The organism is Pseudomonas sp. Irchel s3a18, from assembly GCF_900187535.1.
Lineage (GTDB): Bacteria > Pseudomonadota > Gammaproteobacteria > Pseudomonadales > Pseudomonadaceae > Aquipseudomonas.
Genome location: NZ_FYDV01000001.1, coordinates 569713 through 584863 on the forward strand (window position 1 = coordinate 569713; position 15151 = coordinate 584863).

Below are 15151 nucleotides of genomic sequence, written 5' to 3' on the forward strand. Positions count from 1 at the left end.
TAATGAGGGGGGATCAGCAGCAGCGCACCGGACGGCCTGCCATCGCCTGCAGGCGCGCGATGTCGGCGGCGAGCCAATGCCCGTGGGCTGCCAGGGCACCTTGCAGGAGTGTGGTGACCCAGGGCGCCAGTTGCGGGTGCACGCGGTAGTACACCCACTGCCCCTGACGACGGTCGGCAAGCAAACCGCTGCTGCGCAATTGCGCCAGGTGACGGGAAATTTTCGGCTGGCTCAGGTCCAGTGCCGCCGTCAGCTCACAGACGCACAGTTCACCTTCGGCGCAGATCAGCAAGGCGATACGCGCGCGGGTGTCATCGGCCAGGGCCTTGAACACGTCGACGGGATTGGCGGTTTCGGACATGGACTATCAACGCCTGGACATAGGAGGCGCAAATATATGGAGTTTCGAATATAAGGTAAAGCGTCCGTTGCAGTGACCGCCGATTGGCCAGTGCCTGCCGACAGCACGCACTGGCACGACCAAAGTCAGGCCTTTTTATGTTGCTCGACCCACTCGCCGTAGGCATTGATGAAACTCTGCAAGAACGGCTGCAGTTTCTCCGACAGCTTGCCCGACTCGTCGAAGGCCGAACCGGCATTGCTCAGGTAGGCCTCCGGCTGCTGCATGCACGGCACGTTGAGAAACACCATGGACTGTCGCAGATGGTGATTGGCACCGAAACCGCCGATGGCGCCGGGCGACGCACTGATCACCGCACCCGGCTTGCCGCCCCAGGCGCTCTTGCCGTAAGGCCTGGAGCCGACGTCAATGGCATTCTTCAGCGGTGCCGGCACCGAGCGGTTGTACTCAGGGGTGACAAACAATACCGCATCGCAAGCACTGACTTGATCGCGGAAAGTACTGTAGGCTGCCGGCGGTGTAACGTCGATGTCTTCGTTGTAGAGCGGCAGATCGCCAATCTCGACGATCTTCATGTGAAGGTTTGCCGGCGCCAGTTCGATCAGCGCCTGGGCAACCTTGCGGTTGATCGACTGTTTTCTCAAGCTGCCCACCAGGACAGCAACCGTATAGACCTTGCTCATGGGAGACTCCCGACTATCTGGCTAAAGGAGCCTGTAGTTATAGATGATCCAGCCGCCCTGCAACGACTCCAGATCATGGAATCAGGGCAAAACATTATTTTTTTCCCACGGGAAAACTTACACCGCTTATCGACGGTCTATAGAGCCGCAAATTGAGTGACTTATCTCCAGAGGTTCTAAGCAGATGGCAGCAGTACTCGTCGGACAATTCCATGCAAGAGACGCGCAAGGCCGTGTCTATTCCGTGCATGAGTTCCAGGAATCCACCCCGTCGGCAGAGGGCATCGAAGGCGCTGCGCCCGTGACCACTTACAAGCTGGCCATTGGCGACCGGGTCAACAAGCTCGATGACAATGAATTCCTGCTGGTGCAGTCCAATGTCACCCTCATCCGTGAACCTGAGCCCCGCGTTGCGTCATAACCCGCCTTTATCCGCTGAAGTCACAGGCACGGACTTGGGTTAGGATTCAGCCAATGAATCCTTCACCTGCTGAACATGGACTTCACGCATGCGTTTACGTCATATCGAAGTGATCCAGGCGCTCCTGCAAACCGGCCACCTGGGCACCGCCGCCGAGATGCTGCAACTGCCGGTGGCCGAGGTCGAAGCCCTGTTGCGCGAGACCGAAGGGCAACTGGGTTTCATGCTGTTTGCCAGCGTGCGCGGACGTTTGCAGGCGACCCGCGAAGCCCGTGAGTTGCAGGTTCAGATCGCCCACGTCTATGAAGCACTGGAACCGGTGCAACGCCTGGCTGACAGCCTCAAGCAGTATCAGGCCCCTCCCCTGCGGGTCATTGGCACGCCGCCCCTGGCCCAGCAGTTGCTACCCCAAGGCATTGCAAGCTTGCGGCGGCGCTTCCCGGATGTGCCCTGCTCGCTGCTATGCCTGCCCACTCGCGAGATCGTCAAAAGCCTGCTGCTGCGTGAGAGCGATCTGGGGCTGAGCCTGCATGATCCGGAGCACGAGGACATTCAGTGCCAGGTCATTGCCCAGGGCAAGCTGCAACTCCTGGCGCCCCACGGCTGGCTGCAACCCCGGCAGAAATACATCGGTGTGCAAGACCTGGCCGGCCAGTCGATGGTCGGGCTGGAAGGCCACGACCCGCTCAGCGTGCTGTTCGAGAGCAAGTTGCAGGCATTGCGTCCGGCCCCGGTCGTCCATACCCGGGTGCAGACTCACCAGATGATGCGCAGCATGGTCGAGGCCGGCGAAGGCCTGGCCGTTGTCGACCCCTTTACCGCCATCGGCGCCAGGGCTGGCGGCCTGGACGTCTGCCCAGTGTCACCGGCCGTGCCGATCAATCTCTACGCCCTGACCCTGAACAACGTCGCGCCAACACCGACGGTCGAAGTCTTGCTCGACATCCTCAAGGCACAAGCACAGGCGATGTTGGCGACTTGACCGGGTGTTCCAGCGGGTTGTCAAAGACCCGGTACCAGAACAAGGCCACTTCGGCCGTTTGCGGGTCGATCCCGCGATAACGCAGGTGGTCGATACCGCCGATCACATAGCCGCAACGCTCATAGAGTCGACAGGCGCCCAGGTTGTTGTTCTGGGTTTCCAGCATGATGCCCGGCAGCTTCTTCTTGCGGCTCCAGAACTGCGCAACGTCCAGCAGTGCCTTGGCGACCCCATGGCGACGCGCCGGAGCATGCACCGCCAGCTCGTCGATGTGGGCAAAACCGTTCCAGTTGGTACTGACCACGATGTGCCCCACCGGAAAATCATCCAGGAAGGCCATGAAAATCGCGCTGTCCACCCCATCGCGGTAACTGGCGAACTCCTCGGGGTCGATGCCGTAGCATTTGCGATAAGGCGTAATGGGCTGCAACGGCCACTCGCTCACCGGCGTGTCGATCCGCGCGGCGGCATAGGCCTTGACTTCAAAGCTGAAGTCACTGCACCAGACATACTCGGCAAAACCTTCGTCGGCGACACGCACGGCCAGGCCCGGGTACTTGGGATTGATCACCGGCTGCATACTGGGAAACGTCCTCAAATCTTGATGCAATCGACGGTGTACTGCCGTCCATTGCCCTCGCCTTCATGTTGCAGGCCGTGCACATCGGCAACAAACCCCGGGAAACTGCTATCGAACGTGCGGGCAAATGCCAGGTAATCGATGATCGAGCGGGTCGCTTCGGTGAACCGCTCCCCGGGCATGATCAACGGGATGCCCGGCGGGTATGGCACCAGCATCACCGCCGCGATCCGGCCCTGCAAGTGATCGATGGACACCGCCTCGACCTCGCCACGCACCAGTTGATCATAGGCGTCGGCCGGTTTCAGGGCGATCTCGGGCAGCACGGTGTACATGCGCTTGAGGTGTTTGGCCGTGGCATTGCTGCGATAGCAGGCGTGCAGTTGGTCGCACAAATCCCGCAGGCCCATGCCCTGATACCGGGCCAGGTCGCGTTGCGCCACACAGGGCAGACAGGTGACCAGGCTGATGTTGGCGTCGTAACTGCGCTTGAACTCCAGCAGTTCGGTGAGCAAGGTACTCCATTTGCCCTTGGTGATGCCCATGGAAAACAGCACCAGGAACGAATACAGGCCGGTCTTCTCCACCACCAGCCCGCGCTCCCAGAGGAACTTGCTGACCACCGCTGCCGGTATCCCGCGCTCGCTCAGTGCCCCTCCCGCGGTCAGGCCCGGCATGACCAGGGTCACCTTGATCGGGTCCAGCAGCACGTAATCTTCGGCGATGTCGCCAAATCCGTGCCAGTCGGCTTCAGGCCCCAACAGCCAGTCGGCGGTGCTCACCTGGTCAATGCCTTCCACCAGCGGTGGCTGCCAGATCGAGAACCACCAGTCGTCGGCGGCGATGTGCTGCCGCAGATTGGCCAGGGCACGGCGAAAACTCAGGGCTTCGTCGAACATTTCCTGCAGCAGCGAACGCCCCGCCGGGCCTTCCATCATCGCCGACGCCACGTCCAGCGAGGCGATGATGCTGTACTGCGGCGAGGTCGAGATGTGCATCATGAAGGCTTCATTGAAGCGGTCGCGGTCCAGTTGCCGCGCCCCACCGTCCTGCACATGAATCATCGACGCCTGGCTGAAGGCCGCCAGCAGCTTGTGGGTGGAATGGGTGGTGAACACCAGCGGGCTGTCGGCCGAGCGCGAGGTGCCCATGCCATAACGCCCGGCGAAGAACTCGTGAAAGGCCGCATAGGCGTACCAGGCTTCGTCGAAGTGCAGGACCTCGACACTGTTGCCCAGGGTTTGCTTGATCAGTTCGGCGTTGTAGCAGAGGCCGTCGTAAGTCGAGTTGGTGACCACCGCCAGTTTCACTTTGGCGGGACGACCCTGGGTCAGCGGGCTGGCATCGATCTTGGCCTGGATCGACTCGGGACTGAACTCACTCAAGGGGATCGGCCCGATGATCCCCAGTTCATTGCGTTCCGGGCACAGGTACAGGGGAATCGCCCCGGTCATGATGATCGAATGCAGCACGGACTTGTGGCAGTTGCGGTCCACCAACACCAGGTCGTCCCGGGCCACCATCGCCTGCCAGACGATCTTGTTGGCGGTCGAGGTGCCATTGATCACGAAAAATGTATGGTCGGCGCCGAAATTGCGCGCCGCACGGGCTTCCGCTTCCGCCAGCGGCCCGGTGTGGTCCAGCAGTGAACCGAGCTCGGGCACCGACACCGACAAGTCCGAGCGCAAGGTGTTCTCGCCAAAGAACTGGTGAAACGCCTGCCCCACCGGGCTCTTGTGATAGGCCACGCCGCCACCGTGCCCTGGAGTGTGCCAGGAATAGTTGGAGTCGGCGGTGTGTTGCACCAGCGCCTTGAAAAATGGCGGCAACAGGCCATCGAGGTAGTTGCGCGCCGCCCGCGCCACCTGGCGCGCGAGAAACGGCACGGTGTCTTCGAACAGGTAGAGAATGCCGCGCAACTGGTTCAGTTCGCTCATGGCATCGGCCGGGGCGTTTTCCAGCGTGACCTGCTCGCCCAGGGCAAAGATCGGCAGATGGGGCGCGCGCAGGCGGGCCAGGCGAATCAGCTCGACCATGTTCTGCAGCAGGTGGGTATTTTCCCCGGCCCCTTCGGCGGCGATCAGCATGCACGCCAGGCCATGGTGGGTGGAGGCAACCAGGCGCCCTTCGGCGTAATCGACGGCCGAGAAGATACTGAAACCTTCCTGTTCCAGCTCCCTGGCGATGCCGCGCACGCGGTCACCGGCAACCGTATCGGCCTTGATGTCGCGGTGGACAATCAGGATGGGAAACTTCAAGTCTTTATACATGGGGGCTCAGCGTCCTGAGACGGCAGACCTGGGCTGCCAATACACTCAGGGTAGAGGGTGGAGGCTGATGTGGCGAGTGAATGCTCCGAAACAGGGCAACCACCCCACTGTGGCGAGGGCGCTTGCTCCCGCGGGGGTGCGAAGCGCCCCTGAAATCAGCTACCGCGGGGGCTCGGACGGAACGCAATTGCCGGATTACGACCGCTTCGCCCGAGCGCGGACCGGCCGGCGGGAGCAAGCTCCCTCACCACAACAACCCGCTCGATTCACCATCTGCTGGTTAGCCTTGCGCCTTGGCCTCGGCCAACTGGGTCCATAGTGCGGGTGCACCGGCGGACTTGGCGATGATTGCCAGCCGTGCCTCGTGCGCGGCCAGTTCCGCTTCGCTGGCGCGAATGATCCGCGCCGGCGTGCGATCGGCCGGCAGGCGACGGATTTCACTGGCCTGGCTGCCCGAACCCTCACCGGAACCATTGCCGTCAGACGCGTTACCGGCCAGGGACAGGCTGGTCTGGCCGCCGGTCATGGTCAGGTAAACGTCGGCGAGGATCTCGGAGTCGAGCAAGGCGCCGTGCAGTTCACGACCGGAGTTGTCGACGCCATAGCGTTTGCACAAGGCGTCGAGGCTGTTGCGCTGCCCCGGGTGACGCTCACGGGCCATCATCAGGGTGTCGAGGATCGAGCAGTGCTGGGTGATGTCCGCCCGGTCCTGCTGGCCCATCAGCGCGAATTCGTTGTTGATGAAGCCAACGTCGAACGCCGCGTTATGGATGATCAGCTGCGCGCCCTTGATGAACTCGAAGAATTCATCGGCCACTTCAGCGAAACGCGGCTTGCCCACCAGGAACTCGTTGGTGATGCCGTGGACGCCAATCGCGCCCTCGTCACTTTCCCGGTCGGGCTGCAAGTAAACGTGGAAATGCCGGCCCGTCAGGCGTCGACCGATCAACTCGACGCAACCGATCTCGATGATCCGGTGGCCGTCGGTCACCGGCATGCCGGTGGTTTCGGTGTCGAGCACCACCATCCTCTGAGCCATCTTCGTTCAACCCCTCTTCGTGCCGTTTTGCATAGGGGCGCGATCTTAACACAGAGCTTGAAAGGCACGCCGATAGCCGTAATGCCGGTCTGTCCAGGAGATGAAAGCGCATTAGGTAGGAGCGAGCACGCTCGCGATGGACGTTAACGATTACGCGTATTTTCTGAATAAGCGCGTAGATCTTGAGTTCATCGCGAGCGCGCTCGCTCCTACAGAGGTCGCGTTCGTTTAATTGAGCCGCACGCCGATAGCCGGTGGTTGTCCCGTCGGGTATCGGCACGGGCGGCGTGACTCAGCCCTGGTCGCCGCCGCCGACCGGCATCACCAGCCCGGTGATGTAGGCTGCGTCGTCGGAGGCCAGGAACAGGATCGCCCCGACTTGTTCATCGATGGTGCCGTAGCGCTTCATCAGCGTGCTGTCGACGGTCTGGTCGACAATCTGCTGGTACCAGACCTTCTCCTGCGGACTCTGCTCGGCGCTGTTGCGCGGAATCCGCCGGGGGGGGGCTTCAGTGCCGCCAGGCGCCGTGGCGTTGACCCGCACCCCGCGCTCGGCGGTTTCGAACGCCAGGCACGCCGTCAGCGCATTGACCCCGCCCTTGGCCGCGCCATACGGCACGCGGTTGATGCTGCGGGTGGCAATCGAGGAGACATTGACGATGGCGCCGCTGCCCTGCTCCAGCATGTACGGCAGCGCGGCATGGCAGCACCACAGCGTGGGGAACAGCGAGCGGCGGACTTCGGCTTCGATCTGCTGCGCTTCATAGTGTTCGAACGGCTTGGCCCAAATGGTCCCGCCGACGTTGTTGACCAGGATGTCCAGTCGGCCGAAACGCTCGATGGCTGCCTGCATCACCCGGTTGCACTCGGCGAACTGCTCGAGGTCGGCGGTGAGGGTCAGCACTTCATGGTGCTGGCCTAGTTGTTCCTGCAGCTCGAACACCAGTTCGGAACGGTCGACCAGCACCAGTCGCGCGCCCTCGGCCGCCATGCGTTCGGCAACCCGGCGCCCGATGCCTTGGGCAGCACCGGTGATCAGCGCGACTTTTTCGTGAAACCTGTTCATGCCGATCTCCTGTGCCTACGCCGCGCTGGCGGCGAATTTTTCGTAGTAGAAGTTTTTCGGGGCAATACCCTGCTCACGGATGTACTGGCTGACCGCCTCGACCATCGGCGGCGGGCCGCAGAGGTAGACGTCGACGTCACCGTCGTTCAAATGGCGGGGCTCGATGTGCTGGGTCACGTAGCCCTTGAGCGGGTGGACGCTCTGCGGGTTGGCCACGCAAGCACTGAAGCTGAAGTTGGGGATCCGCGCCGCAAAGCCTTGCAGACGGTCCAGTTCCACCAGGTCGAAGTCGTTGGTCACGCCATAGATCAGGTGCAAAGGATGCGCGCTGCCCTGATCGGCGATTTTCTCCAGCATCGCGGTGAACGGCGCCAGCCCGGTGCCGCCAGCCAGCAGCAGCAAGGGGCGCTGAATGTCCCGCAGGTAGAAGCTGCCCAGGGGTCCGGCCAGGCTCATGCTGTCGCCCGCCTTGGCGATACCGGTGAGGAAACTGCTCATCAGGCCGCCGGGGACGTTGCGGATCAGGAAGCTGACCTCGCCGTCACGCTGCAACGAGCTGAACGAGTAGGCGCGTGTCTGCTCGCTGCCAGGAATGCCCAGGTTGACGTACTGGCCCGGCAGAAAGGCCAGCTTGCTCAAGGCCTCGCCCTTGATCGACAGCGCGATGGTGCTGTCCGACAACTGGCGCACCTGGCTGATCGCCGCGCTGTAGCTGGCCTGCTGGGTCCGGCACACGTCCGAAGACACCGGCACCCGTACCACGCAATCGCTGAGGGCGCGCATCTGGCAGGTCAGCACAAAGCCGGCGTCGGCCTCTTCGCTGCTCAGGGCGTCCTCGATGTACTCCTCGCCCAGCTCGTAACGGCCGGCTTCGGCAAAGCATTTGCAGGTGCCGCACGCGCCGTCGCGGCAATCCAGGGGGATGTTGATGCCCTGGCGGTACGCCGCATCGGCCACGGTCTCACCGGGATTGGCGTCAACGAACCGAGTGACGCCGTCTTCAAAATTCAGTGCAATGGAATGAGCCATGGCGAGCGCCTCACAAATGGTAGACATCGATGACCTGGCGAACGTAGTCGTTCTTCAGGATCACTTTCTTGGCCTTGATCAGCGGGCTGTCGCCGCGCACGTCGAGGGTGTAGAAGCTGCTGCCGAAGTAGCTGTCGACGGTCTTGTAGCGAAAGCTCAGGGTGTGCCAGTTGAAGCGCACCTTGCACAGGCCGTCGACCTGTTCGAGCAGCTCGATGTTGCTGATGTTGTGAGAGGTGCGGGTGTCCGGCACGCTGGCACTGGAACGCTCGGTCTTGATCCGGAAGATCCGGTCTTCAAGCCCCATGCGGTTGCCGTACCAGATCAGCGAGATTTCCCGTTGCGGATCGCAGGTCAATTCGTCGTTATCGTCCCAGGACGGCATCCAGAAGCTGGCGTCGGCGGCATACAGCTCCAGCCAGTTGTCCCAGTCCTTGTCGTCGAGGTAGCGCGCTTCGCGGTAGAGAAAATCGCGCACGGCGTCGTAGGTCATGTTCATGCCAGTTCCTCCACCTTGATCAGCGCCGACTGCTCTTCGCTCAAGGCCTTGAGCATGGTTTCCTGCCAGTACTTGTGTTGCAGCACGAACAGGCCCTCGTCTTCGGTGCGCACGCCGCTGAGCAGCGGATGCAGGTCGATTTCCCTGGCCGCCTCGTCGGCGCCCTCGATCCAGTGCTCGGCGCCACGGGACATATCGTTCCAGGCGCTGGCACTGCCCTGATAACCCATCTGGCAGGATCGGAATTCTTCCAGGTCGTCCGGGGTGGCCATGCCGCTGACGTTGAAGAAGTCTTCGTACTGACGAATCCGGCTCGAACGCGCCGAGTCGCTTTCACCTTTGGGGGCGATGCAGTAGATGGTGATCTCGGTGCGGTTGACCGAGATCGGTCGGGCAATGCGGATCTGCGAGCTGAACTGGTCCATCAGGTACACGTTGGGGTACAGGCACAGATTGCGCGAATTCTCGATCATCCAGTCGGCGCGGGCCTGGCCGAAGTCCTTGGCCAGTTCGTCGCGGCGCTCGTACAACGGACGGTCCTCGGGGTTGGACCAACGGGTCCAGAGCAGCATGTGGCCCTTGTCGAAGGAGTAGAAACCACCGCCCTGCTTGGCCCAGGTGCCGGCGCTCATGGTCGGGTTCTCGTCACCGCATTCGCGCTGCTTGCGCTGGTTCTGGGTGGCGGCATAGTTCCAGTGCACGGAACTGACATGGTAGCCGTCGGCGCCATTTTCAGCGGTGAGTTTCCAGTTGCCTTCGTAGATGTAGCTGCTGGAGCCGCGCAACACTTCCAGACCATCGGCAGACTGGTCGACGATCATGTCGATGATCTTCGCCGACTCACCCAAGTGCTCGACCAACGGCACCACGTCGGCCTTGAGGCTGCCGAACAGGAAGCCGCGATAGGACTCGAAGCGAGCCACCTTGGTCAGGTCGTGGGAGCCTTCGCAGTTGAAGCTGGCCGGATAGCCCGCCGCAGCCGGGTCCTTGACCTTGAGCAGTTTGCCGGAGTTGTTGAACGTCCAGCCGTGGAATGGGCAGGTATAGGAAGATTTGTTGCCGGTCTTGTGTCGGCACAGCATCGCACCGCGGTGACTGCAGGCGTTGATGAAGGCATTGAGCTCGCCGTCTTTGTTGCGCGCAATGAAGATCGACTGGCGGCCCATGGTGGTGGTGTAGAAATCGTTTTTGTTCGGAATCTGGCTCTCGTGGGCGAGGTACAGCCAGTTGCCTTCGAAGATGTGCTGCATCTCGAGATCGAACAAGCGCGGGTCGGTAAACATCTCCCGCTTGCAGCGGAAGAGGCCCTGTTCTTTGTCGTCTTCGAGCAGGGAGTGAAGGTATTCGGGTCGCAGGGACATGGCCGCCGCCTCCATTGTTTTTATTCAGGCAGGCTCATGCTAGGGCGGGGGGCGGCGCGGCAATATCCGCTGGGTGCAGATCGTTATCCGTTTTGTGCAAGGCGCACGAATGGCTTGGCAAGTGTCGGGCCGATCGTTCCCATGCTCCCTGCGTGGGAACGATCAATCAACGAGGACGCGATCAATGCCGGCGCTTGAGGGTGTCGGAGGGCAGTTCGCCGAACTGCTTGCGGTAGCTGTCGGAGAACCGCCCCAGGTGCAGGAAGCCATAATCCATGGCCAGTTCGGTGACGTTGCGCACGGTGCAGGTCGGGTCGCTGAGGCAAGCCTGGACCCGCTCGAGCTTCTTCTGGCGGATGTAGTTTTTCGGCGTGGTGGCGGCGTTGCGCTCAAACAGGCCGTACAGCGAGCGCAGGCTCATCTGCGCCTGGCGAGCCAGCTCCTCGCTGCAGATGTCCTGCTTGAGGTTACGTTCGATATAGTCGGCAATCCGCTCGAAACTGGCCGACTGCGAACCCAGGCCGGCGCGGCTGACGTTGGTTTTCATCAGGCTGAGCATCTTGCTCACGATGATGTGCGCGTAATGCTCCTGGACCCGCGGCATGCTCTCGGCCGCCTCGGCCTCCTGACAGACCATGCCCAGCAAGTTGACGAACCCTTCAAGCTCGTCCAGCTGGTAGCGATTCTCCAGGAACCGCACGCCCTGCCCCGGGTGAATCCAGCGTTGCTCCTGGCAGACCGACTCCAGCAGGCTGGCGGGCATTTTCAGGATGAATTTTTCGCAATCGTCGGAGTACGTCAGGTCCACCGGATCGTCCGGGTTGATCAGCAGCAGCTCGCCAGGGGCGAAGTAGTGCTCCTGGCGATGGCCGCGCCACAGGCAATGGCCCTTGAGCAGCACTTGCAGGTGAAAAATGGTTTCCAGCGCCGGCGAGGTCACCCGCACGCTGCCGCCGTAACTGATACGGCACAGGTCCAGGCTGGCGAATTTGCTGTGATTGAGACTGGCCTGCGGGCTACCGCTGCGGGGCAGGCGGATGCAATGGCTGCCCACGTGCTGATTGACATAGCCCGACACCGCGTAGGGGTCGGCCTGGACAAACACGCTGCTGCGCTCACTCAATAGATGCGCTTGCATAACCGGTCACTCTCATTGTTTTTATAGGCTGTGGCGGGTCGCGAGTGGCGCCCGCCCAGTACATCGGGCCCGATCATTCTATGGGTGTCATTCCATAACGCAAAGCCACGAGATAAACGGTGGGTTATCTCGTGGCCAGGACCTCAGCGACTTCAGGCCTCCAGTGCGCGAACCCGCTCGCTGCGCTGTTGTTCTTGCGGCTGTGCCGTCGACTGCAAGGTGAAATCGAAGTCGATCTCGGCGAAACGCCCGCTGACGCCATGCTCGGCCGCACGCTGCTGATCGTCGCTGAAGGTGATCCTGGCGATCAGTTCGTCACGGGTGGCGTAGGCGAAGTCATCGTGCAGGTACTGGTCACCGTCCAGGTTGATCTGGGTGGTCAGGTGGCGATGATCGTCCGCCGAGATGAAGAAGTGAATGTGCGCCGGGCGCTGGCCATGACGGCCCAGTTGATCGAGCAGTTGCTGGGTCGGACCGTCCGGCGGGCAGCCATAACCCGACGGCACGATGCTCTGGAGGCGGTAGCGGCCTTCGGCATCGGTGACGATCCGGCGACGCAGGTTGAATTCCGACTGGCTGCCATCGAAGTACGAATAGGTGCCGCCGGTGTTGGCGTGCCAGACATCCACCACGGCGCCGGCCAGCGGCGTGCCATCGGTGTTCTTGACCTGGCCCTGCATGAACAGCACCACGCCCGGATCGACCCCGTCGTCCAGTCGCGCAAAACCTTCGGCCAACGGCGCGCCGGCCACGTACAGCGGGCCTTCGATGGTGCGCGGGGTGCCACCGGCCTTGCCGGCCTGCTCGTCTTCGGCGTCCATCAACAGGTCCAGGTAGTGTTCCAGGCCAAGGCCTGCAACCAGTAGACCGGCTTCCTGGCGTGCGCCCAGCTCGTTGAGGTAGTTGACGGCTTTCCAGAACTCTTGCGGGGTCACCTGCAGGTCTTCAATGATGTTCACCGAATCGCGCAGGATGCGGTAGATCAACGCCTTGGCCCGTGGATTGCCCTGGTCGTTGAGCAGGCCGCTGGCGTCTTCGAGGAACTTCTGGGCGCTGGCAGTGTGGGAAATTCTGACGTTCATGATTAATCCTCATCTTGTATTTATTAGAGTACAGAACAGGCAAACAACGAATCAGCGATCATCCTCATGAATAGAGGAAGGATGCCTGCACATCGCGTTCACTTCGATAGCCATGTAGGGATACAGCGGCAGTTGCATCAGCAGGTCGTGCAGCTCCTGCACGCTGTCGACGTCGAACACGCTGTAGTTGGCGTACAACCCGGCGATACGCCACAGGTGCCGCCACTTGCCCTGTTGCTGCAGGCGCTGGGCCAGGGCCTTTTCATCGGCCTTGAGCTGGGCGGCCTGCTCGGGATTCATGTCGACCGGCAGGTTCACGGTCATCTTTACGTGGAACAACATGCGCATCTCCTCAGGCGGAATGAATGGCAGTGGAGGTTTTGTCGCGGCGGAAGAACGCCAGGCGCTCCTCGTCCAGAGTCAGGCCAAGGCCAGGCGCCCTGGAAACATGCAGGTGGAAATCGCGGTACACCGGCGCTTCGCTGAGGATGTCCTCAGTCAGCAACAGCGGGCCGAACAACTCGGTGTCCCACGCCAGCTTATTCAAGGTCAGAAAGGCATGGGCCGAGGCCAGGGTGCCGATCCCGCCTTCGAGCATGGTGCCGCCGTACAGGCCGATCCCCGCCGCCTCGGCAATTGCCGCTGTGCGCAACACCGCGCGCGGGCCACCGTTCTTGGCGATCTTCAGGGCGAACACCGACGCCGCGCCTTCACGGGCCAGGTTGAACGCATCTTCGACGCACTCGATCGACTCGTCCGCCATGATCGGTGCCGGGCTGATGGCATTGAGGCGCGCCATACCGGCGCGGTTGTTGCGGGAAATCGGTTGTTCGATCAGGTCGATGCCGTTGCCACCCAGGATCCGGCAGGCCCGCAGCGCCACCGCTTCGTCCCAGGCCTGGTTGACGTCGACCCGCACGCTGGCACGGTCGCCCAGGGCTTTCTTGATGGCAATCACGTGCGCCAGGTCGCGGTCGACTTCGCCAGCCCCGATCTTCAACTTGAAGATCCGGTGGCGCCGCAGGTCGAGCATCTGCTCGGCTTCGGCGATGTCCTTGGCGGTATCGCCGCTGGCCAGGGTCCAGGCCACTGGCAGCGAATCACGTACCCGCCCACCCAGCAACTCGCTGACCGGCAGCCCCAGGCGTTTGCCCTGGGCGTCGAGCAAGGCAGTTTCGATACCGGACCTGGCGAAGGTATTACCGCGAATGCTGCGGTCCAGGCGCAGCATGGCCGCGTTGATGTTGCACGCATCCTGGCCCAGCAGCAGCGGCGCGAAGTGGCGATCGATGTTGGTCTTGATGCTGTCCGGGCTTTCATTGCCGTAGGCCAGGCCGCCGATGGTGGTCGCCTCGCCGATGCCTTCGATGCCGTCGGCACAGCGCACACGGATGATCACCAGGGTCTGGTTCTGCATGGTGTGCATGGCCAGCTTGTGCGGGCGGATGGTCGGCAGATCGACGATGATCGTTTCGATCGATTCAATGGCAGAAGAAAGCATGTCCATACCCGTCAGGTTCTTGAAGTTCTGGGATGGATTCTCGTACGGCTTTTTTCCGGGTTCCAATATAGAATTGGTCTTGATCGATACCTTAAAGGTATACACCACCCTCGACGAGTGAGAACCCATGGAACTGCGTCATCTGCGGTATTTCCAGGTGCTGGGGCAAACCCTGAATTTCACCCGCGCCGCCGAGCGCCTGCACATCGCCCAACCGCCGCTGAGCCGGCAGATCCAGCAGTTGGAAGACGAACTCGGCGTGGTGCTGCTTGAGCGTGGGCGGCCATTGCGCCTGACCGAGGCCGGGCGGTTTTTCCTTGAACACTCCACAGCACTGCTGGAACAGCTGAACAAGGTCTGCGACAGCACCCGTCGCATCGGCCTGGGCGAAAAGACCTGGCTGGGCATCGGCTTTGCGCCTTCGACCTTGTATGGCGTGCTGCCGGAGCTGATCCGTCGCCTGCGCAGCAATGACGCCATGGAGCTGGAACTGGGGCTGTCGGAAATGACCACCCTGCAACAGGTGCAGGCCCTCAAGGCAGGCCGGATCGACGTCGGTTTCGGGCGGATTCGCATCGATGACCCGGCGATCATCCAGACCGTATTGAACGAAGACCGGCTGGTGGCGGCCCTGCCCGCTGGACATCCACTGCTGGCTGGCCCCATCAGCCTCACCGAGCTGGCCGATGAGCCGTTTGTGCTCTACCCCGGCAATCCCCGTCCCAGCTATGCCGACCATGTGATCGCGCTGTTCGAGTCCTACGGTGTGAGCATCAAGGTCGCGCAGTGGACCAACGAACTGCAAACCGCCATCGGCCTGGTGGGCGCCGGGATCGGCGTCACCCTGGTGCCGGCCTCGGTGCAGTTGTTGCACCGCGACGACATCGGTTTCACTCCAGTGCTGGAAACCAATGCCACCTCGCCGATCATCCTGAGTCGGCGCGTCGGCGATGTGTCACCGGGGTTGAGTCATTGCCTGAGAATGATCGAGGAATTGCGTATGCGTCCCCGACTGTGACGACCCTGCGCAGTTTTTAACATTCAGTAGCAAACCTCACGCTGTAAAAACACCTGAATTGACGGCCTGCTGCTTCGTTCATGCATCATGGGCAATGAATACTCCGATTTCGCCATGCCTG

At 61.9% G+C, this 15151-nt stretch carries 16 protein-coding genes; 3 read left to right on the forward strand and 13 right to left on the reverse strand.

Translation table 11 applies throughout. The features are described from left to right. Positions 1–13: 13 nt before the first annotated feature. Together CKW29_RS02330 and CKW29_RS02335 are read right to left on the reverse strand one after the other, a co-directional pair. The gene (locus CKW29_RS02330) at positions 14–361 is read right to left on the reverse strand and encodes a metalloregulator ArsR/SmtB family transcription factor (RefSeq protein WP_095144462.1); all 348 of its coding nucleotides are present in this window, start codon (positions 359–361) and stop codon (positions 14–16) included. Positions 362–486: 125 nt separating this feature from the next. Further along, positions 487–1044 carry an NADPH-dependent FMN reductase gene (locus CKW29_RS02335; RefSeq protein WP_095077126.1) on the reverse strand — a complete coding sequence of 186 codons (558 nt, stop codon included), beginning with the start codon at positions 1042–1044 and terminating at the stop codon, positions 487–489. Positions 1045–1228: 184 nt separating this feature from the next. On the opposite strand from CKW29_RS02335, the gene CKW29_RS02340 reads away from it, so the two are divergent. Both CKW29_RS02340 and CKW29_RS02345 read left to right on the forward strand, forming a co-directional pair. Next, on the forward strand, positions 1229–1465 hold the full coding sequence (locus CKW29_RS02340) for a hypothetical protein (protein ID WP_095077127.1): 237 nt from the start codon (positions 1229–1231) through the stop codon (positions 1463–1465). An 88-nt stretch (positions 1466–1553) separates the two neighbouring features. After that, positions 1554–2447 carry a LysR substrate-binding domain-containing protein gene (locus tag CKW29_RS02345; RefSeq protein ID WP_095147849.1) on the forward strand — a complete coding sequence of 298 codons (894 nt, stop codon included), beginning with the start codon at positions 1554–1556 and terminating at the stop codon, positions 2445–2447. Here the strand turns inward: CKW29_RS02345 and CKW29_RS02350 are convergent. The 11 genes from CKW29_RS02350 to CKW29_RS02400 all read right to left on the reverse strand — a co-directional run bounded on the left by CKW29_RS02350 (position 2413) and on the right by CKW29_RS02400 (position 14012). Then, positions 2413–3027 (reverse strand): GNAT family N-acetyltransferase, encoded by a 615-nt coding sequence (locus CKW29_RS02350; protein ID WP_095144464.1) that lies wholly within the window; start codon positions 3025–3027, stop codon positions 2413–2415. The genes CKW29_RS02345 and CKW29_RS02350 overlap by 35 nt on opposite strands. 14 nt (positions 3028–3041) lie before the next feature. Beyond that, positions 3042–5297 carry an Orn/Lys/Arg decarboxylase N-terminal domain-containing protein gene (locus tag CKW29_RS02355; RefSeq protein WP_095147850.1) on the reverse strand — a complete coding sequence of 752 codons (2256 nt, stop codon included), beginning with the start codon at positions 5295–5297 and terminating at the stop codon, positions 3042–3044. Between the two features lie 280 nt (positions 5298–5577). Further along, entirely contained in the window at positions 5578–6336 is a 759-nt protein-coding gene (gene dnaQ, locus CKW29_RS02360; protein ID WP_095147851.1) for a DNA polymerase III subunit epsilon, read from the reverse strand. A gap of 292 nt (positions 6337–6628) precedes the next feature. Continuing rightward, positions 6629–7402, reverse strand: a complete 774-nt coding sequence (locus CKW29_RS02365) for a 1,6-dihydroxycyclohexa-2,4-diene-1-carboxylate dehydrogenase (RefSeq protein WP_095147852.1) — start codon at positions 7400–7402, stop codon at positions 6629–6631. A 15-nt stretch (positions 7403–7417) separates the two neighbouring features. Next, entirely contained in the window at positions 7418–8431 is a 1014-nt protein-coding gene (benC, locus tag CKW29_RS02370) for a benzoate 1,2-dioxygenase electron transfer component BenC (protein WP_095147853.1), read from the reverse strand. A 10-nt stretch (positions 8432–8441) separates the two neighbouring features. Further along, positions 8442–8930 carry a benzoate 1,2-dioxygenase small subunit gene (gene benB, locus CKW29_RS02375; protein WP_095147854.1) on the reverse strand — a complete coding sequence of 163 codons (489 nt, stop codon included), beginning with the start codon at positions 8928–8930 and terminating at the stop codon, positions 8442–8444. Then, a complete protein-coding gene (gene benA, locus CKW29_RS02380) occupies positions 8927–10291 on the reverse strand; it encodes a benzoate 1,2-dioxygenase large subunit (protein ID WP_095147927.1) in 1365 nt (454 codons plus the stop codon). Before benA ends, benB begins: the two co-directional genes overlap by 4 nt. Before the next feature lie 181 nt (positions 10292–10472). Then, entirely contained in the window at positions 10473–11429 is a 957-nt protein-coding gene (locus CKW29_RS02385) for an AraC family transcriptional regulator (RefSeq protein WP_095146563.1), read from the reverse strand. Positions 11430–11581: 152 nt separating this feature from the next. Further along, on the reverse strand, positions 11582–12511 hold the full coding sequence (catA, locus tag CKW29_RS02390; RefSeq protein ID WP_095146564.1) for a catechol 1,2-dioxygenase: 930 nt from the start codon (positions 12509–12511) through the stop codon (positions 11582–11584). Between the two features lie 51 nt (positions 12512–12562). Then, positions 12563–12853, reverse strand: coding sequence for a muconolactone Delta-isomerase (gene catC / locus CKW29_RS02395; protein ID WP_095146565.1), 291 nt, complete (start codon positions 12851–12853; stop codon positions 12563–12565). Positions 12854–12863: 10 nt separating this feature from the next. After that, a complete protein-coding gene (locus CKW29_RS02400; protein WP_177452373.1) occupies positions 12864–14012 on the reverse strand; it encodes a muconate cycloisomerase family protein in 1149 nt (382 codons plus the stop codon). Positions 14013–14139: 127 nt separating this feature from the next. On the opposite strand from CKW29_RS02400, the gene CKW29_RS02405 reads away from it, so the two are divergent. Continuing rightward, positions 14140–15030: a LysR family transcriptional regulator gene (locus tag CKW29_RS02405; protein WP_095147855.1), complete on the forward strand. Its 891-nt coding sequence runs from the start codon at positions 14140–14142 to the stop codon at positions 15028–15030. The last annotated feature ends 121 nt before the right edge of the window (positions 15031–15151 follow it).